Raw genomic sequence first — 14,330 nt, 5'->3', positions numbered from 1 at the left:
TCCACCGGTCCGGCCGTCCGTCGCCTGACGGACGGCCGGACCGCTGGATCAGCTTCCCGCGGCTGCCGGGGAGGTGGGAACCGCGGCAGGTCGTCGGCGGCGAGACGCCGTCCCCAGCGCGACGTCGACGACGAGGAAGGCGAGCACTGTGAGCCCGAACAGGGGCAGCGCCCAGCCGATCGCCACGATCACCGGTACGCCGATCAGCAGCGCCCAGAGCGGCAGGCCGCGTACGCCACCGCGGGCCGGCGGAGCGCCGGCTATCGCACGGCGGTCGGCGCGGGTGGGTCGGCGTTGCCACCACATGCGGTAGCCCCAGAAGATGACGCAGAGCAGCCCGAGGGCGAGCGCGGCGAGCAGGATCTGGTTGACCAGGCCGAAGAGGATCCCCATGTGGGCCTGGATGCCGAGGCCGCTCAGTTTGGCCAGCAGCGGCCATTCGGCGAAGTCGCTGCGGGCGGTGATCGTGTCGGAGGCCGGGTCGACGGCGATGCGGTCCTTGTTGACCGGCCAGGTGTTGTCGACCTGCGTGACGGTCCACGCCGAGCCCGGCTCCGGCGCGGGGGTGATCTCGACCGGGCCGGAGAGGCCCGCGTCGCGAGCGACCGCCAGGACCCGGTCGAAGGCGGCCGACTCGACCACCCCGCCCGCCCCGGCGGCACCGTGCTCGTGGCCGCCGCCAGTATCGGCAGGAGCGGCAGGGGCGTTGGTGAGGCTGGTCGAGATCTCCGGTGCACGGGCCTGTAGTGCGTCGAGGCCGGCGCCGAAGTTGGCCCCGGCATAGCGTGACCAGGTCAACCCGGTGGCGGAAAGGAAGAGCAGGCCGACGGTGAGCCAGATGCCTGTGGTGGCGTGCCATCCTCGGGTACGGCGGACACCCTTACCGGTGGACAGGTCCGGCACGAGCAGGTGCCGAGCGGCGGCGCGGGCTGCACCGCGTCGACGCCACCAGAGGACGACCCCGCCGAGTGCCATCACCCACAGCCAGCTCGCGGCCAGCTCGGAATAGTGCCGGCCCACCACGCCCAGGTGCAGGTTGCGATGCAGGTCGTCCAACCAGGTCGTAGCCGGGGTGGACCCGAACCAGGTGGTCAACTGGCCCTTGACCTGCGCGGTGTACGGGTCGACGTAGACCGTGTGCTGCTTCTCGCCGAGATCCGGCAGGGAGAACGTCACCCGGGTGGTCTGGTCGCCGTCGCCGGGCTGCACGGTGGTGATGCTGCCGTCGGGGTGTGCGTTGCGTGCGGCGCCGACCTGCTCGGCCAGCGGCAGCTGACGGTCGCCCACCTGGGCGACGGTCAGCTGGTCGCCGTAGAGGATCGTGTCGAGTTGCGGTGTCGTGGTGTAGGCCAGGCCGGTCAGTGCGGCGACCACCAGGAACGGGGCGACGAGGATGCCGGCGTAGAAGTGCAGCCGCAGCAACAGCGCGCCGAACGGCGACGTGCGCCGGGCCGGTCGGGCCGGCTTCTCGGCGGTGGTGGCGGGCTCCGGCGTCGGCGTGCCGGACAGTGCGGTGAGAGACATGGTGATCCGATCGGAAGAGTCGGGAAGCCGGAAGGTGTTTCCCGTACTGGTCTGGTCGCCCGGTGAGGTGTCGCGTCGGCCCTGACTGGTAGTCGGGGGAGAGACGCCGGCGGTTCCCGAAGATCAGGTTCCCGATGTCAGGGCTGGTCCGGCCGGGCCGTGCGGCCCGGGTCGCTGTCGGTCCGTCCGGCTGCGGCGAGAAACGCGTTGTAGCGGGCGAGGTCGTCCTCCGCTCCGGTGGCGTCGGCCCGGTCGGCGGCCCGGTCGAGGCGCCCCTGTTCGCGCTGGTCGGCGCGAATCCACTGGCGAATCAGGACGATCATGACGACGACGGCCGGCAGCTCGCCGAACGCCCAGGCGATGCCGGCGCCGAGTTTCTGGTCGGCCAGCAGCGACGACGCCCAGGTGGGGTGCACAGCGAGGTACCAGTCGGGGGCGATGACAGTGGTCGTCTGCATGAGGACCAGGCCGAAGAAGCCGTGCGCCATCATCGACGCCAGATGGATGACCACCAGCAGGGGGTGAGGAAGGCGGCGGCGACCCGGGTCGACACCGATGAGCACCCAGAACAGCAGACAACCCGCGACCACGAAGTGGGTGAGCATCGCGAGGTGACCGAGGTGGGAGCGCATCAACATGCCGAGCAGGTCGCTGAAGTACAGGCCGAACAGGCTGGCGGTGTAGATACCCAGCGCGACGAGCGGATGCGTGAGCAGCTTCGCGAGCCGGCTGTGCACCGCGATCAGCAGCCACTCCCGGGCACCGCGTACTCCCGGGTCGGCTGGTCGACGCAGGGCCCGCAGGGCGAGGGTGACCGGCGCGCCGCCGACAAGCAGGATCGGCACCAGCATCGACAACACCATGTGCTGGGCCATGTGCACGCTGAACAGCACGTACGCGTAGCGGGCGACGCCAAGGTTGGTGACCGCCGCCAACAGGAGCAACCCGCCCAGCCAACTCGCCGTTCGGGTGACCGGCCAGTGGTGCCCACGCGCGTGCATCCGGCGCACTCCGGCCAGGTAGCCGCCGATGCCGAGCACGCAGAGGGTCAGGAAGAACATGTCCGGCAGTGGCTGTCCGAGCAGGTGTCCCGCGCTGGGCGCGGCGGGCATCGGGAAGCCCAGCAGTTCGGTGATCGGGTCGGCGTCGGTGCCGGCTTCGGCGACGGGAGTGGGGCTGCGCGAGAGCGCCACCGCCAGCCCCATGGTGGCGGCGAACACGACCAGTTCACCGGCGGCCAGCCGGCCGAACGCCCATCGCCTTCCGGCACGCAACGCCGGCAGGGTACGGGCGCGGTGTATCGCGCCGAGCGCGCCGAGGATCAGCAGGGCGGCGAGCTTGCCGAGAACCAACCAGCCGTAGCGGGAGTGCCAGAGTTGGTCGACCGACCCGAGTCGGACGGCGGCGTTGGCCGTCCCGCTGACCGACACGGCGACGAAGCAGCCCAGCGCGAGGCGACTGTACCGAGCGGCGGCGTCGGCCAGCAGCCGACTGCGCCGTACCACCAGCAGGGCGACGAGCGCGCCGATCCACACCGCGGCGGCGAGGATGTGCAGGGCCAGGCTGGTGACGGCGATCTGGTGGTTACCAGCCCCGGCGGAGTGCCCGGTGAAGGCCGGGGGAAGCACCGCCACCAGGGCCAGGACCGCGGCGGTCGCGGCGAGCCCCCGGGACACTCCGAATCGGGCCAGCAGTGCCACGGTCAGGGCCAGGCCGGCCTGCAACATGAGCGACTGGCCTTGCGAGATGGTGGTGGCGAAACTGACGACCGTCGCGGGCCCGAGCGTCGCCAGTGGTTGTCCGAGGAGGTCCGAGGCGGTCAGCGCCACCAGGGACAGCGCCGTCACCGACCAACCGAGCGCGGCGACACCGGCCCGCCGCAGGAGCAGGTAGCCGTGCGGCGAGACGCTGCGTCCGTCGCCGGGCAGCAGGAACGCGGCGGTCACCAGCATGCCGACGGTGACGGTGGCGAGACCGTCGGACAGGAGCCGGAACACGGGTAGTGCCCGGGTCGTGATCGGCCCGGCGTCGGGGAGGCCCGGAATCGCCGCCGTGAGCGCACCCCCGACCCGCAGGCCGAGTACCAGGAGGGTGACCCCCGACGCGACGGCGGCGACCGTCACCAACCAGCCGGAGTCGTTGGGACCCCTGCGTCGGTCGGCGGACGAGGCTGGACCCGTCGGGGTTGTCGAGGCGGTGGCGACGGTGCGGGCGCCGCTCGGATCGTCGGTGGCGAACTGCCGTGGTGCTGTGTCGGACACGTGTTGACCTTGCTTGGTGAGGTGATGAGGCGAGCCGACCGCGCGGGTCGGATCAGCGTCGGGCCGCCCGTCGCCACAGCAGCCCGGCCGCCGCCAGGACGAGGAGGGCCAGTGCGGCGCCCGCGACGAGTACACCGGCGCTCGGACCACCGCCAGACTCCACCGCGGCGGCGGCGGCGGACGGGGCGGGCGCTGACGCGCTGACGTTGGCAACCGGCGCGGCGCTGGACGTGGGATCGGCCACCGTGAACGGATAGGACCCCTGAACCGGGTGCCCGTCGACGGAGACGACCCGGTAGGCGACCGTGTACGTCCCGTTCGGCAGGGTGTCGGTCACCTGGACCGTGCTCGTCGCCCCTGTTACCACCGGCTCGCCGGTGGGAAGCTTCCGCTTGGCGGCGTCGGTGAGCACGATCGTGGTGAACGCGGGGTCGAGTCGCTGCATGAATTCGAGCGTGACCTCGGTCGGTGCGTTCAACAGCGTCGCGTCCCGAGCGGGCGTGGCCGTCCGGAGCGAGTTGTGCGCCCAGGCCGGGCTGGCCGGGACGAGCAGCGCCACGACGACGGCGAGCACCGCCGCGCCGAGCCGGACGGCGGTGGGCCGGGACGACGGTGACGAAACTCCGGTTGGCCTGGTCATCCGAGCACCTGCTCGCCGACCCAACCGCCCGGTGGACATCCGGGCGGGATGGCGAAGACGGCGGAACCGATCGGCGTGGTCCATTCGTTGAGCAGGTCCCGTTCGGCCAGGCGGCGTTGGATGGGCAGGTACTGCCGGGCGATGTCGGCCTGGTACGAGGTGAAGATCAGGCCGCTGTCGGCGTGCCCCTCGGCTGTCGGCACACCGTCGTAGTTGTAGGGCCGGCGCAGGATCTTCAGCCGGTCGTCGGTGACGTGCGCGCGGGTCATGTGCGAGAAGTCGGGAATGACCGTGAGGCCGTCCGGGCCGGTGGCGGCGAAGTCGGGTTCGTCGTGTTCGGCGGTGCCGGTGAGCGGGGCGCCGGTGTCGAGCCGCCGCCCGACGGCGAGTTCGCGGTCGGTCCGGCCGAGCAGGTCCCAGGTCTCCAGGTTCATGCTGATCCGCCGGACCACCACTGTGGTGCTGTCCCGTAGCCACGCCGGCCCGTCCGGTACCCATAGCGCGGTGTCCAGGGGTGTGCCCGGCCGGGGGTTGGCGGTGCCGTCGAGCTGACCGAACAGGTTGCGTTGGGTGTGGCCACCCGGCTCGACACCGGGGCTGCGCCGGAAGCCCTGCTGGACCCACCGCACGGTGGCGAACGGTCGGCTGTCCTTGATCAGGACCCGCTGGGCGTGGGCGACGGAGATCGCGTCGTCGGCGCAGATCTGCAGCAGCAGGTCACCGCCGGACCAGGCCGGCTGGAGCCGGTCGATGCGGAACGACGGCAGGTCGCTGACCGATGCTGGCCGGCGGTCGTCGACGCCGGCCGCCCGGTAGAGGCCGGGCCCGAAGCCGAAGGTCACTGTCAACCGGGCCGGGAGCAGCCCGAGTTCGGCCTCGGTGTCGGCCAGCGCGGGTCGGCCCTGGGTGAGCCGGGCGGCGTCGTCGGTGAGCAACCGCAACATCCGACCCAGCGCGGCCCGGTCGACGCCGGCCCGCAGGGTGAGTGCCACGAACGACGCGTGCGCCTGTGCTTCGGTGGCCACCCCGGCCTGCCGGGCGCCGTGAAACGGCTCGACCAAGCCGCCGACGGTCGCCGCCAGGGTCGTGTCGCCAGCGGTCGCCGACGGTGGTCCGGTCCTCCCCACACGGGTAGCGGCAATCGCGGCACCGCCGGCCAGGGCTCCGCCGGCGGCCAGGGCTCCGCCGGTGAGCAGGCCACGCCTGCTCACCGGCCGGACAGGCGGCGTCCGCGTCACGATGCCGGGCTCATGCTCATCCCCGGCGTGGCGCTCGTGCCGGTCATCGGCTCGCCGTGCCCGGGGGCGTAGCTCTCCTGCGCGCCGGTGAACGGCTTGGCCACCGCGCGGAACTGCTGGGTCTTGCCGTCGGCGAAGGTCAGGGTGAAGGTCAACTCGTCGCCGGCCTGGACGGGCTTGGTGAGGTTCATCAGCATGAGGTGGTCGCCGCCGGGCTCCAAGGCGTGCGTGCTCTTGGCCTTGATCACGATGCCGCCCTGCTTCTGCTGCATGACCATCTTGCCGTCCTTCATGGTCATCTCGTGCAGCTCCATCGGTGACAGGGAGGTCGTGGCACCAGTGACCGTGACATCGGTGTCGCCGTCGTTGACCAGGGTCCCGAAGGCCGCCGTCATGCCCTCGTCGGCCGCCTTCACCCACGGGTCACGAATGCCGATCACACCAGCGTCCGGGTTGGCCGAGGCCGACGCGGGCGGGCCCGCCTGCGCGGTCGACGGAGAGTCGGACGAGCCGCAACCGGCGACGCCCACCGTCAGGATCGCGGCGGCAAGGATGGCGGCCGAGCGGCGGCGAGAAGCATTCGGGCTGGTGGTGCGCATGTGTTCTTCCTCCGATGGTTGCTGCTGGGAGGTTGGTCGGCCGCAGCTCGGAGAAAGTTCCGGACTCAGGGAACGTTGATCGTGAACTCCCCGGTGTGCACCTTGCCGGCGACCTGGAAGTCGAAGAAGGCCCGATACCGGCCTGAACTCGGCGCGGTCAGCCAGAACTTGACAGTCCCGTCGACCAACTCCTGCTCGGGGTGGACGTGCACATAGCCGAGGTCACCCTCACGAACCACGACGAGGTGCCCGTACGCGCCCAGGTATCGCTCCAACTGCGCCGGTACGGTCGGGTCGGCACTGACCTGGAAGTGGATCGGCGCCGTCACTCCCACCGTCGGGGTGCCGGTCATCGACACCGCGTACGGACCAGCCGTCGCCTGCGCCTGTGCTGGCGGCAGTGCGGTCGGGGTGTGCGCGCCGGGCACGATGTGGTCGACGCCCAGCACGAGAGGCCGCTGCGTGCCGTCGGCCGCCGTGACGGAGAAGTCGGCAAAGACGCGGTAGCCGCCGGGTCGGGCCAGCGTCAGGGGGACGCTCCAGGTGCCGTCGGGTGCCATTGTCGGGTGCAGGTGCTGGTAGCCGGTCAGGTCGCGGCCCACCACGATCAGGTGCAACGGCTTGTCGTGGACGACCGCGAAGGTCGTTGCCGGCTGCCGGTCGGTCCCGACGATGCGGAACCGGTAGTCGGCGCGTACACCGGGCGGTTGGGACCGCTCCAGTGGTTGCAGGGTGTACCCACCGGCGCTGACCGTCGTCCCGGTCGCCAGCGTCGCGCCCGTCGCGTCGTCACCCCGATGCGTGTGCGGCCCCGTACCGGCGGGGTGTTGGTGCCCGTCGGTCGCGGAGCCCACCTGCCCCGAGGCGGGCGGTCCACCGGCTGACGGTCGTGCGTTACCGGTCGCCGGACGACTCTCGTCGGCGGTGCCGATACGGGCCAAACCGAACCCGGCCAGCAGGGCCACCACCAGACCACCGACGAACAGCGCCAGGTGGGTGTTGCTCAGCCGGGACCCAGGCGTCGCGGCGGCGAGGTCCGTGTCGGGCCGTGGTCCGGGGTCGACCGTCGGCTCGCCGTCCGTGCTGGCGAGGGCCTTGGTCACCTGATCGGTCGACGTCGGATCGACCGCAACGCCCGTGCGGGCCGTGACGACCGTGTTGCCGTTGCGCGCCACCGGCACGGTGGCGGGCCGCCGCTTGTCGCTCGCGGTACGCGCGACGACGCCGGTCGCCGCGCCGGCCTTGCCCCCGACGACCTTGTCCCCGGCAGCCTTGCCGCCGACGGCCTTGCCAGTGCCGGCCTTGCCAGTGCCGGCCCTGTTCGTGGTACGGGCGCCACCGCCGCGTCGACCGGAGGTCGCCCCCGAGGTACGGCCCCGGCCGGTGGGTGTGCCGGCGGATCGGCGACGCCAGACGACGAACCCGGCCACCGCCCCGACCGCCGCGACCGCCGCCGCCCAGCCGGCCCAGGCCAGTGCCCCGGGACCGCTCTCCTCGTTCGACCCGGTCGGCGGGGCCGCCGCAGCCGTCGGGGTCGCCGGGTCGGCAGGCGTGGTCGGCACCGCCGAACCCTGCCCGGAAGCCTGGTGCTGCTCGGTGGCGGCCAGCAGCGCCGGGTCCGGCTGGGTCGACGGCGGGCTCCACCCCTGCGGCGCTGCCGTCACCCGCCCGTCGTAGCGGAAGGTCAGGGTGCCCCGCACGGTGTCGCCGTCCGAGGCGACCGACAGGTAGCTCACCGAGTACTGGCCCTTGGCGGGCAGGTGGGCGACGGACACCACCGCGGGGAACCCCGTCGTGTACTCCCGTGGCTCGAACTGCCCGTTGACCAGGAAGTACTCGCGCACCGGCTTGTCCAGCGGCTTCGGCTCCCCCTGCGACCAGCCGTTGTCGACACGGGTGCCGCCCGGGGCGGTGATCGTGAAGAACGCGTTGGCGGCGGCCTTCTCGGTGAAGAACAGCCGCACCTCCGTCAACGGCTCGCGCACTGTGGCGCCGCTCGCCGGTGTGGACATGGCGAGGGTCCCGTGCGCTGCGGCGGGCTGAGCGGGGGCGAGCAGAGCGATCGCCGAGGCGAGGAGGAACGCGAGGAGGCCCGAGACCACCCGCCCAGCAATCTGAGGGTGACGACGCATCTGAATATCCTCACTGTGCCGAGACTTTTTACAAGAGGTCACGATCTTTTTCCTCAGACGGCAAAAGCTGACCAGCCCGGACGGCTGGTATCCGGGTGGTCGGCCGGGTCGGCCGAAAGTTCCGATGGTCGCCGGTGCGGGTCACCGAGGAAGCCGTCCGCCCGACAATCCGGTCGGATAGCGTCCACGTGACGTCTCGACCACGGAGAGTGTGGAATGCCATGCGTGCTGCGGTGCTGCGGGAGTTCGACGATCCGCTGACGATCGAGGAGATCGATCAACCCACCGCCGGGCCCGGCCAGGTGCTGGTGCGGATCGTCGCCAGCGGGGTCAACCCGCTCGACACGAAGATCCAGGCCGGAAAGGCCGCGCACGCGCGCGTCGAGCTGCCCGCGGTGCTCGGCCTGGACCTGGCCGGCGTCGTCGCGGCGGTCGGCACGGACGTGAGCGGCTTCGAGCCGGGAGACGAGGTGTACGGGCTGTGCGGGGGCGTCGGCGACCTCCAGGGGTCGCTTGCCGAGTACGCCGCCGTGGACGCCCGGTTGCTGGCCCCCAAGCCGAGCAGCCTCTCGATGCGGGAGGCCGCCGCGTTGCCCCTGGCGGCGATCACCTCCTGGGAGGGGCTGGTCGACCGGGCCGGGGTCCGCGCCGGGCAGAAGGTGCTGGTGCACGGCGGTGCCGGCGGTGTCGGATACGTGGGCGTGCAACTTGCCCAGGCGCGAGGCGCCGAGGCGTACGCCACGGGCGGGCCGGCGAGCATGCGGGTAATCGAGAGCCTGGGCGCCGTGCCGATCGACTACACCGTGAGCAACGTCGAGGAGTACGTCGAGAGGTACACCGGCGGCGAGGGGTTCGACATCGTCATGGACAACGTCGGCGGCGCGACGCTCGACGCCTCGTTCGCGGCGGTGCGCACCTACCACGGGCACGTCGTCAGCGCGCTGGGCTGGGGCGCACACTCGCTCGCTCCGCTGTCGTTCCGTGGCGCGACCTATTCCGGCGTGTTCACCCTGCTACCGATGCTCACCGGGCGGGGCCGCGAACACCACGGCGTCATCCTGCGCGAGATCGCGACGCTGGCCGATGCCGGTGCGCTGCGCCCCCGGCTGGACGGGCGCCGGTTCACGCTCGACACGGTCATGGACGCCCACCACCTGGTCGCCGGCGGCACCGCCGAGGGCAAGGTCGTCGTGGACATCGCCGGCTGAGCAGAGCCGTTCGTTCACACCGAAGAGGTCAGTTCGGGCCGTCGTCTCGGCGAACCTGATGCGCTTGGTCAACTCCGATGCAGGCAATGACCGCAGACAGGTCCTCGGTGAGGAAGAGTTGGAAATGGTAGTCCGGGTTCGTGATCTTGACCCAGCCCAGGCGTACAGCGTGATCCCTCGCATTTTGCAGACGTTCGATGCCTTGACGGAAGCCGAGCGTGGCGATACCACGCTCTTGGCAATGCCGCTTGCGGCGGTCATAGATCCGGGCGAAGTGGTTTGCGGGCATGGCCCCGTTCGCGATGGTGAAGTCTGCGCCGTCGTGGAGCGCGTCTCGACACATCGCATATGCGCTGCCCCCGCCCGCCAGCAGGGCGATCAGTTGATGCCGGTCCATGCGGGTGACAGTACCCAGGCCACGTCGAGCGGCATGCGACGGCGATGTCGGTCGCGGGCCGCCGGGCAGGGGGCAACGCCAGGTCGGCGGTACGGGTCCCCGAGGGGGCCGGGTGACTAACCGGGTGACGACGGGGACGGACTTCAACGGACGGGCGTGGACACAGGAGGACCGTTCTTTCAGCTCACTTGTCGTGGAGGTGCAGGTCGGCGGCTGTGTTGGTTGCCTGGGGGTCAAGGAGTCGGGTCATCTGCTGGATCTTCGCAAAGGAACGACTGCGCCGCAGCCTTCATGGCCACTACCGCCTCCTCTGCCTGGTCATTCGTTGCGTCCCATCCGGCGTACAGCTCTAAGAAGCGATCCCCCACCGCTCGAAGCTCCGGCATTCCGGAGTAGCACGCCTGCCAGTAAATCTTGTGGGCCAGGTCCTCGGGGTCGCCCTTTCCAGCAACTATGTTCGCTGCTGCCTCACGCATGAGGTGTAGCCGGGCGCCGCTCTTGTCTCGGACTGGACAGCCGAGCTCGTCCATTGTCTGGCGGAACAGGTCAACGGCTTCCCGTGACTGGCCCTTCGAAAGGCCAGCGAGCTCACGCAAGCTCGGAGAGTCAACGCCTCGGGTTAGTGCGTGAGCAGCCGCCATCGGCAGGTCATCGCCGACCGGCTCATCCATGGTCAGCCGGATGGCAAGGCCGCGCAGCTGCTCCATGCCGAAGAGGCTAAGCGGTGCGCGGATCACAGACCAAGGCGTTTACGACGCTGAGCAAGCTCCGGGACGCGGACAAGGGTGGGAGTCCTTCGACGAAAGTTCTGGGGCACAGACGGGGCACAAGACACCGTGAAACGTCGTCAAGCAGTGCTGAACGGTGGCAGCCCGAGACTCCGCACGAGCAGGTGTCGAAGGCTGATCCCGCTGGTAGCGGTACAGCGGCTCTCAGTTCCGCTTCAACTCACCTGCGTCGAACCGTCGCTCGGCGTCTCTGCCGTACCCGTCTCATCAGGTGAGGAGCGGTTAGCTTCTGAGTTGTGAAGACGACGGGTTGGCTGCGGGCGCTGCTGGATAGGGGTACTAGGGATCGTCCCGAGGAGTCCTCTGACGCCGAGCCCTACGCCCCGGAGTGCATGTCGCTGCTTGAGTTGGCCCGGCTGCTCGCTGGTCGACGGTACAGCGAGCGCGTTGCCAGTGCATATGTTGAGGTGGTGACCTTCGCATCGGCTGACGAAATCGTGGCGATGCTGGAGGTGCTGCTGGAGGAGGACTGGATAGGTCTTCCGGTATGGGCGCGAAACCTCGCGTTCCGGCTGGCGTGCCTCCAACGGCCAGAGGATGTCGAGCTGTTGCGTGTGGCGGCCAACGACCTGCATGCCTTCGGTCCGGACTGGGACGCCATAGCTGCGGAACTTCACCGTCGAGCAGACCGATTGGAGGTCGGGCAGGAAGAGAGCCTTCCCTGACTTCCCCTGCTCCTGAGCGGTTCTCCTGGTGCTGTCGACAGCAACGGGGACAGACTGGGATGGGTGCGGGTGGAGAGCCGCGGACTGCCGCCCGAGGTCAGAGACGGACACGGACCGGCCTGGACGGAGCGCCCAGAACTTGTAAGCGAGATCTCGCGGGCGTGGCGGCCAACTCTCCGAGGGGATCTACTCGGCGACGAAGACGCCGACGCCGGGAAGCGTTTCGGTCATCCCTTTGATCCGTAGTACCTGCATGGCACGATCGATCACCGGCTCGGTGACTCCGTAGTGCTCGATCAACTCTCGCCGACTGGGCAGCTTGGAGCCGGGCTGGAACTCGCCTGACGCGATGCGTTCGGCGAGGTCGTCGGCAATCTGCTCGTAGCGGTAACGCGGCGGCACGTGGTTCTCCTCGGTTGGCAACACGAGTAGACCACCTACGTCAGCCCTTGACTACCCAACGGTACCTATGGGAGGCTGCCGAGGAGGTCGATTCCCTCGGTTGGCGCTGTGGGCCGTCCTCGCCGGCGTGGATGTTCGGCGCGTCCCCCGCGTTCGGGCATCCACGCCCCCAGATTTGCTCCGGCACAAGGAGACGGCAGTGCTCCCATCGACATGGGCAGGGCAGACCCTGGCGCGAGCCGGCGAGGCGAGCCGGTGAAGCGAGTCTCGTACGACGACTACGTGCTGGCGGTGGCGCTGACTCTGGCCCGCCGCCACCGGCCCGTCTGGTCCTGGCGACACTGGCGGCGCGTCCGCCGCTGCGGAGGCGAGCTGCCATGCCGACGCCGCCACCGCATCCCGATCAACCGCGGTCACTGGCCCAGCCAGGACGGCCCGCAGTGACTACTCATCACCCGATCAAGCCAGCCTGGACGTGCGGCGGCTGTGCGGGGGAGTGGCCTTGCCAGAGCCGGCGCCGAGAGCTGCGAGCCGAGTACGACCGAGCCCCGATGTCATTGGCCCTCTACCTGGCCGCCCAGCTCGTCGACGCCGCCCAGGACCTGGCTCACGTTCCCGCGGGCCACCTGCACTACCGATTCCTCGGCTGGACCCGATGAGCATCCTGCGGCGGGGTGACGAGAAGTTCCACTACAGCGACGGCTCCCACAAGTGGATCCCGCCAGACCCGGACTACGACCAAGAGGTCTGGGACGAGCAGGTCCGCCAGCACAAGCACGGCCACCTCAGGAACGAGCGCCCGAAGGTTCGCATCCAGCGCCTCGTCTGACGCCAGCAGTACAGCAGCTAAGTACAGCAACCGTGCCGGCCGAACCGAGCCGACAAGCACGCCAGCAGGCCGTCTGAGGTCGCATCAAGCCCGAGCCGACCGGCTTGCCGAGAGTTCATACCGAAGAGGTCGCTGGTTCGATACCAGCATCGCCCACTCTCAGTTCGCACAGGTCAGAGGCCGCTTCCCGGGTTTGGCGGTGTCACGTTCGCTGTGCCTGAGGGTTCATCCCTGTGAGCCTTGGCGATGGGATGGTGTGACCGATGGACGAGAATGAGTGGTTGGCCGCGCGCTTCGAGCAGCACCGACCCCGGCTGCGGGCGGTGGCTTATCGAATGCTCGGTTCGCTGGCTGACGCGGACGACGCTGTTCAGGATGCCTGGCTACGGCTGAGCCGGTTCGACGCGGATCAGATCGACAACCTCGGCGGATGGTTGACCACTGTCGTCGCCCGGGAATGCCTGCACATGTTGCGCTCTCGCCGACGCCGCCGGGAGGATCCGTTCGCCACGCACCTGCCCGACCTGGTTGTCATTCCGGACGGGGACCTCGACCCCGAGCAGGAGGCGTTGCTGGCCGACTCGGTGAGCTTGGCCCTGCTCGTCGTGCTCGACCAGCTCACTCCTGCTGAGCGGTTGGCGTTCGTGCTGCACGACATGTTCGACCTGCCCTTCGAGGAGATCGCCGGCATCGCGGGCCGTACCCCGGCCGCCGCGCGACAACTCGCTAGCCGGGCACGGCGCAGAGTGCACGGTGCCGAGATCCCTTCACCCGATCCGGATCTAGCGCGCCAGCGGCAGGTCGTCCGTGCCTTCTACGCGGCTGCGTGGACCGGTGACTTCGACGCCCTCGTGCAGGCTCTCGACCCCGACGTCGTCCTGCGCACCGACTTCGGCACCGCCAGGCCGGCGACCGTCGTTCGCGGCGCGGCAGCCGTGGCCAAGCAGGCCCGCGCCCCACGCGGTGGCCAACTGCGCCCCGCCCTGGTCAACGGCACGATCGGAACGTTGATCACCCGCGACGGGCAGCCGTTCTCTGTCATGGCCTTCACTGTCGCGGGCGACAAGATCGTCAGGATCGACGTTGTCCGCGACGCCGACCGCGTTCACCGCCTCGCGTCCGCCCTCCTAAACCAGACGGAGCGAACAATGGGGTGAATGCCGAGCGCCGCTTCCACGAGTTGTGGGTCTGATGCCGCGTGACCGGACGGCGCAGCATCAGGCCAGGGACTCGAGATATTTCTGGGTTTCCCGCTTCTTGAAGTACTGCGCCCAGCCCGCCGGCTGCGCGTTGAACCCAGGTTCGCGGGCGGTGTGGTCGGCACCGTGCTCGACCAGCAGGCGCGCGATCGACAGCTCACCCGCTGCCGCCGCATAGTGCAAGGCGGTGGCGCCGGCGGCGGTGACACCGTTGACGCCGAAGCCAAGATCGATGAGCAGCCGGACCGTTGACCAGTTGCGCGCCTCGGCCATCCGCGTAACCAGGTCTGCGTGCCGATCGCACAGCCCAGGGTCGGCGGACAGCATCGACCGCATCGTCGCTTCGTCGGCGGCCTCGGCGGCTTCTTCAAACTGCATTGTGTCCTCCTCGCGCGTGTGCACTCGTGCTTATGAGCCCAGACGACGAGCCGATGTGACAGGGCGAGGT

The 14,330-nt window shown here is 70.0% G+C and carries 16 protein-coding genes; 6 read left to right on the top strand and 10 right to left on the bottom strand.

The genetic code is table 11. The features are described from left to right. Window positions 1-48: 48 nt before the first annotated feature. From ACFYL6_RS28770 to ACFYL6_RS28745, 6 genes are all read right to left on the bottom strand, one after another. Window positions 49-1,524: a PepSY-associated TM helix domain-containing protein gene (locus tag ACFYL6_RS28770; protein WP_387176005.1), complete on the bottom strand. Its 1,476-nt coding sequence runs from the start codon at window positions 1,522-1,524 to the stop codon at window positions 49-51. A gap of 137 nt (window positions 1,525-1,661) precedes the next feature. Further along, window positions 1,662-3,785 (bottom strand): cytochrome c oxidase assembly protein, encoded by a 2,124-nt coding sequence (locus tag ACFYL6_RS28765; RefSeq protein WP_387176003.1) that lies wholly within the window; start codon window positions 3,783-3,785, stop codon window positions 1,662-1,664. 52 nt (window positions 3,786-3,837) lie between these two features. Then, complete coding sequence (locus tag ACFYL6_RS28760; protein ID WP_387176001.1) at window positions 3,838-4,425, bottom strand: copper resistance protein CopC; 588 nt, start codon at window positions 4,423-4,425, stop codon at window positions 3,838-3,840. Further along, window positions 4,422-5,636: a Dyp-type peroxidase gene (locus tag ACFYL6_RS28755; RefSeq protein WP_387176000.1), complete on the bottom strand. Its 1,215-nt coding sequence runs from the start codon at window positions 5,634-5,636 to the stop codon at window positions 4,422-4,424. Before ACFYL6_RS28755 ends, ACFYL6_RS28760 begins: the two co-directional genes overlap by 4 nt. Window positions 5,637-5,659: 23 nt before the next feature. Beyond that, on the bottom strand, window positions 5,660-6,262 hold the full coding sequence (locus ACFYL6_RS28750) for a copper chaperone PCu(A)C (protein WP_387175998.1): 603 nt from the start codon (window positions 6,260-6,262) through the stop codon (window positions 5,660-5,662). Window positions 6,263-6,327: 65 nt separating this feature from the next. Then, the gene (locus ACFYL6_RS28745) at window positions 6,328-8,394 is read right to left on the bottom strand and encodes a copper resistance protein CopC (RefSeq protein WP_387175996.1); all 2,067 of its coding nucleotides are present in this window, start codon (window positions 8,392-8,394) and stop codon (window positions 6,328-6,330) included. Between the two features lie 221 nt (window positions 8,395-8,615). On the opposite strand from ACFYL6_RS28745, the gene ACFYL6_RS28740 reads away from it, so the two are divergent. Then, entirely contained in the window at window positions 8,616-9,602 is a 987-nt protein-coding gene (locus ACFYL6_RS28740) for a zinc-dependent alcohol dehydrogenase family protein (RefSeq protein ID WP_387175993.1), read from the top strand. Window positions 9,603-9,630: 28 nt separating this feature from the next. Here ACFYL6_RS28740 and ACFYL6_RS28735 read toward each other — a convergent pair whose 3' ends face one another. Continuing rightward, window positions 9,631-9,999 carry a hypothetical protein gene (locus tag ACFYL6_RS28735; RefSeq protein WP_387175991.1) on the bottom strand — a complete coding sequence of 123 codons (369 nt, stop codon included), beginning with the start codon at window positions 9,997-9,999 and terminating at the stop codon, window positions 9,631-9,633. A 233-nt stretch (window positions 10,000-10,232) separates the two neighbouring features. Further along, entirely contained in the window at window positions 10,233-10,706 is a 474-nt protein-coding gene (locus ACFYL6_RS28730) for a hypothetical protein (RefSeq protein ID WP_387175989.1), read from the bottom strand. 317 nt (window positions 10,707-11,023) lie between these two features. Here ACFYL6_RS28730 and ACFYL6_RS28725 point away from each other — a divergent pair, with 317 nt between their 5' ends. Beyond that, window positions 11,024-11,452 (top strand): hypothetical protein, encoded by a 429-nt coding sequence (locus ACFYL6_RS28725; protein WP_387175987.1) that lies wholly within the window; start codon window positions 11,024-11,026, stop codon window positions 11,450-11,452. A 186-nt stretch (window positions 11,453-11,638) separates the two neighbouring features. Here ACFYL6_RS28725 and ACFYL6_RS28720 read toward each other — a convergent pair whose 3' ends face one another. Further along, window positions 11,639-11,878, bottom strand: coding sequence for a GntR family transcriptional regulator (locus tag ACFYL6_RS28720; RefSeq protein ID WP_088948848.1), 240 nt, complete (start codon window positions 11,876-11,878; stop codon window positions 11,639-11,641). A gap of 231 nt (window positions 11,879-12,109) precedes the next feature. On the opposite strand from ACFYL6_RS28720, the gene ACFYL6_RS28715 reads away from it, so the two are divergent. From ACFYL6_RS28715 to ACFYL6_RS28700, 4 genes are all read left to right on the top strand, one after another. Continuing rightward, the gene (locus ACFYL6_RS28715) at window positions 12,110-12,298 is read left to right on the top strand and encodes a hypothetical protein (RefSeq protein WP_387175985.1); all 189 of its coding nucleotides are present in this window, start codon (window positions 12,110-12,112) and stop codon (window positions 12,296-12,298) included. Continuing rightward, entirely contained in the window at window positions 12,295-12,513 is a 219-nt protein-coding gene (locus ACFYL6_RS28710; protein WP_387175983.1) for a flavin reductase, read from the top strand. The genes ACFYL6_RS28715 and ACFYL6_RS28710 overlap by 4 nt, the downstream gene beginning before the upstream one ends. Continuing rightward, window positions 12,510-12,683: a hypothetical protein gene (locus ACFYL6_RS28705; RefSeq protein ID WP_387175981.1), complete on the top strand. Its 174-nt coding sequence runs from the start codon at window positions 12,510-12,512 to the stop codon at window positions 12,681-12,683. Before ACFYL6_RS28710 ends, ACFYL6_RS28705 begins: the two co-directional genes overlap by 4 nt. A gap of 263 nt (window positions 12,684-12,946) precedes the next feature. Beyond that, a complete protein-coding gene (locus ACFYL6_RS28700) occupies window positions 12,947-13,840 on the top strand; it encodes a sigma-70 family RNA polymerase sigma factor (RefSeq protein ID WP_387175979.1) in 894 nt (297 codons plus the stop codon). A 60-nt stretch (window positions 13,841-13,900) separates the two neighbouring features. Here the strand turns inward: ACFYL6_RS28700 and ACFYL6_RS28695 are convergent, their stop codons facing one another. Continuing rightward, a complete protein-coding gene (locus ACFYL6_RS28695; protein WP_387175978.1) occupies window positions 13,901-14,260 on the bottom strand; it encodes an ankyrin repeat domain-containing protein in 360 nt (119 codons plus the stop codon). Window positions 14,261-14,330 lie beyond the last annotated feature (70 nt).

Source organism: Micromonospora sp. NPDC007208 (assembly GCF_042869175.1).
GTDB classification, from domain to species: Bacteria; Actinomycetota; Actinomycetes; order Mycobacteriales; family Micromonosporaceae; genus Micromonospora; species Micromonospora foliorum.
Note: the sequence above shows the minus strand (reverse complement) of the source record. Positions and strands in the feature narration are given on the sequence as shown.

Excerpts from the sequence above, each read along its gene's own strand:
- ACFYL6_RS28770 (WP_387176005.1), bottom strand. The coding sequence starts at position 1,524 with ATGTCTCTCACCGCACTGTCCGGCACGCCGACGCCGGAGCCCGCCACC.
- ACFYL6_RS28760 (WP_387176001.1), bottom strand. The coding sequence starts at position 4,425 with ATGACCAGGCCAACCGGAGTTTCGTCACCGTCGTCCCGGCCCACCGCC.
- ACFYL6_RS28750 (WP_387175998.1), bottom strand. The coding sequence starts at position 6,262 with ATGCGCACCACCAGCCCGAATGCTTCTCGCCGCCGCTCGGCCGCCATC.
- ACFYL6_RS28745 (WP_387175996.1), bottom strand. The coding sequence starts at position 8,394 with ATGCGTCGTCACCCTCAGATTGCTGGGCGGGTGGTCTCGGGCCTCCTC.
- ACFYL6_RS28740 (WP_387175993.1), top strand. The coding sequence starts at position 8,616 with ATGCGTGCTGCGGTGCTGCGGGAGTTCGACGATCCGCTGACGATCGAG.
- ACFYL6_RS28735 (WP_387175991.1), bottom strand. The coding sequence starts at position 9,999 with ATGGACCGGCATCAACTGATCGCCCTGCTGGCGGGCGGGGGCAGCGCA.
- ACFYL6_RS28730 (WP_387175989.1), bottom strand. The coding sequence starts at position 10,706 with ATGGAGCAGCTGCGCGGCCTTGCCATCCGGCTGACCATGGATGAGCCG.
- ACFYL6_RS28705 (WP_387175981.1), top strand. The coding sequence starts at position 12,510 with ATGAGCATCCTGCGGCGGGGTGACGAGAAGTTCCACTACAGCGACGGC.
- ACFYL6_RS28700 (WP_387175979.1), top strand. The coding sequence starts at position 12,947 with ATGGACGAGAATGAGTGGTTGGCCGCGCGCTTCGAGCAGCACCGACCC.
- ACFYL6_RS28695 (WP_387175978.1), bottom strand. The coding sequence starts at position 14,260 with ATGCAGTTTGAAGAAGCCGCCGAGGCCGCCGACGAAGCGACGATGCGG.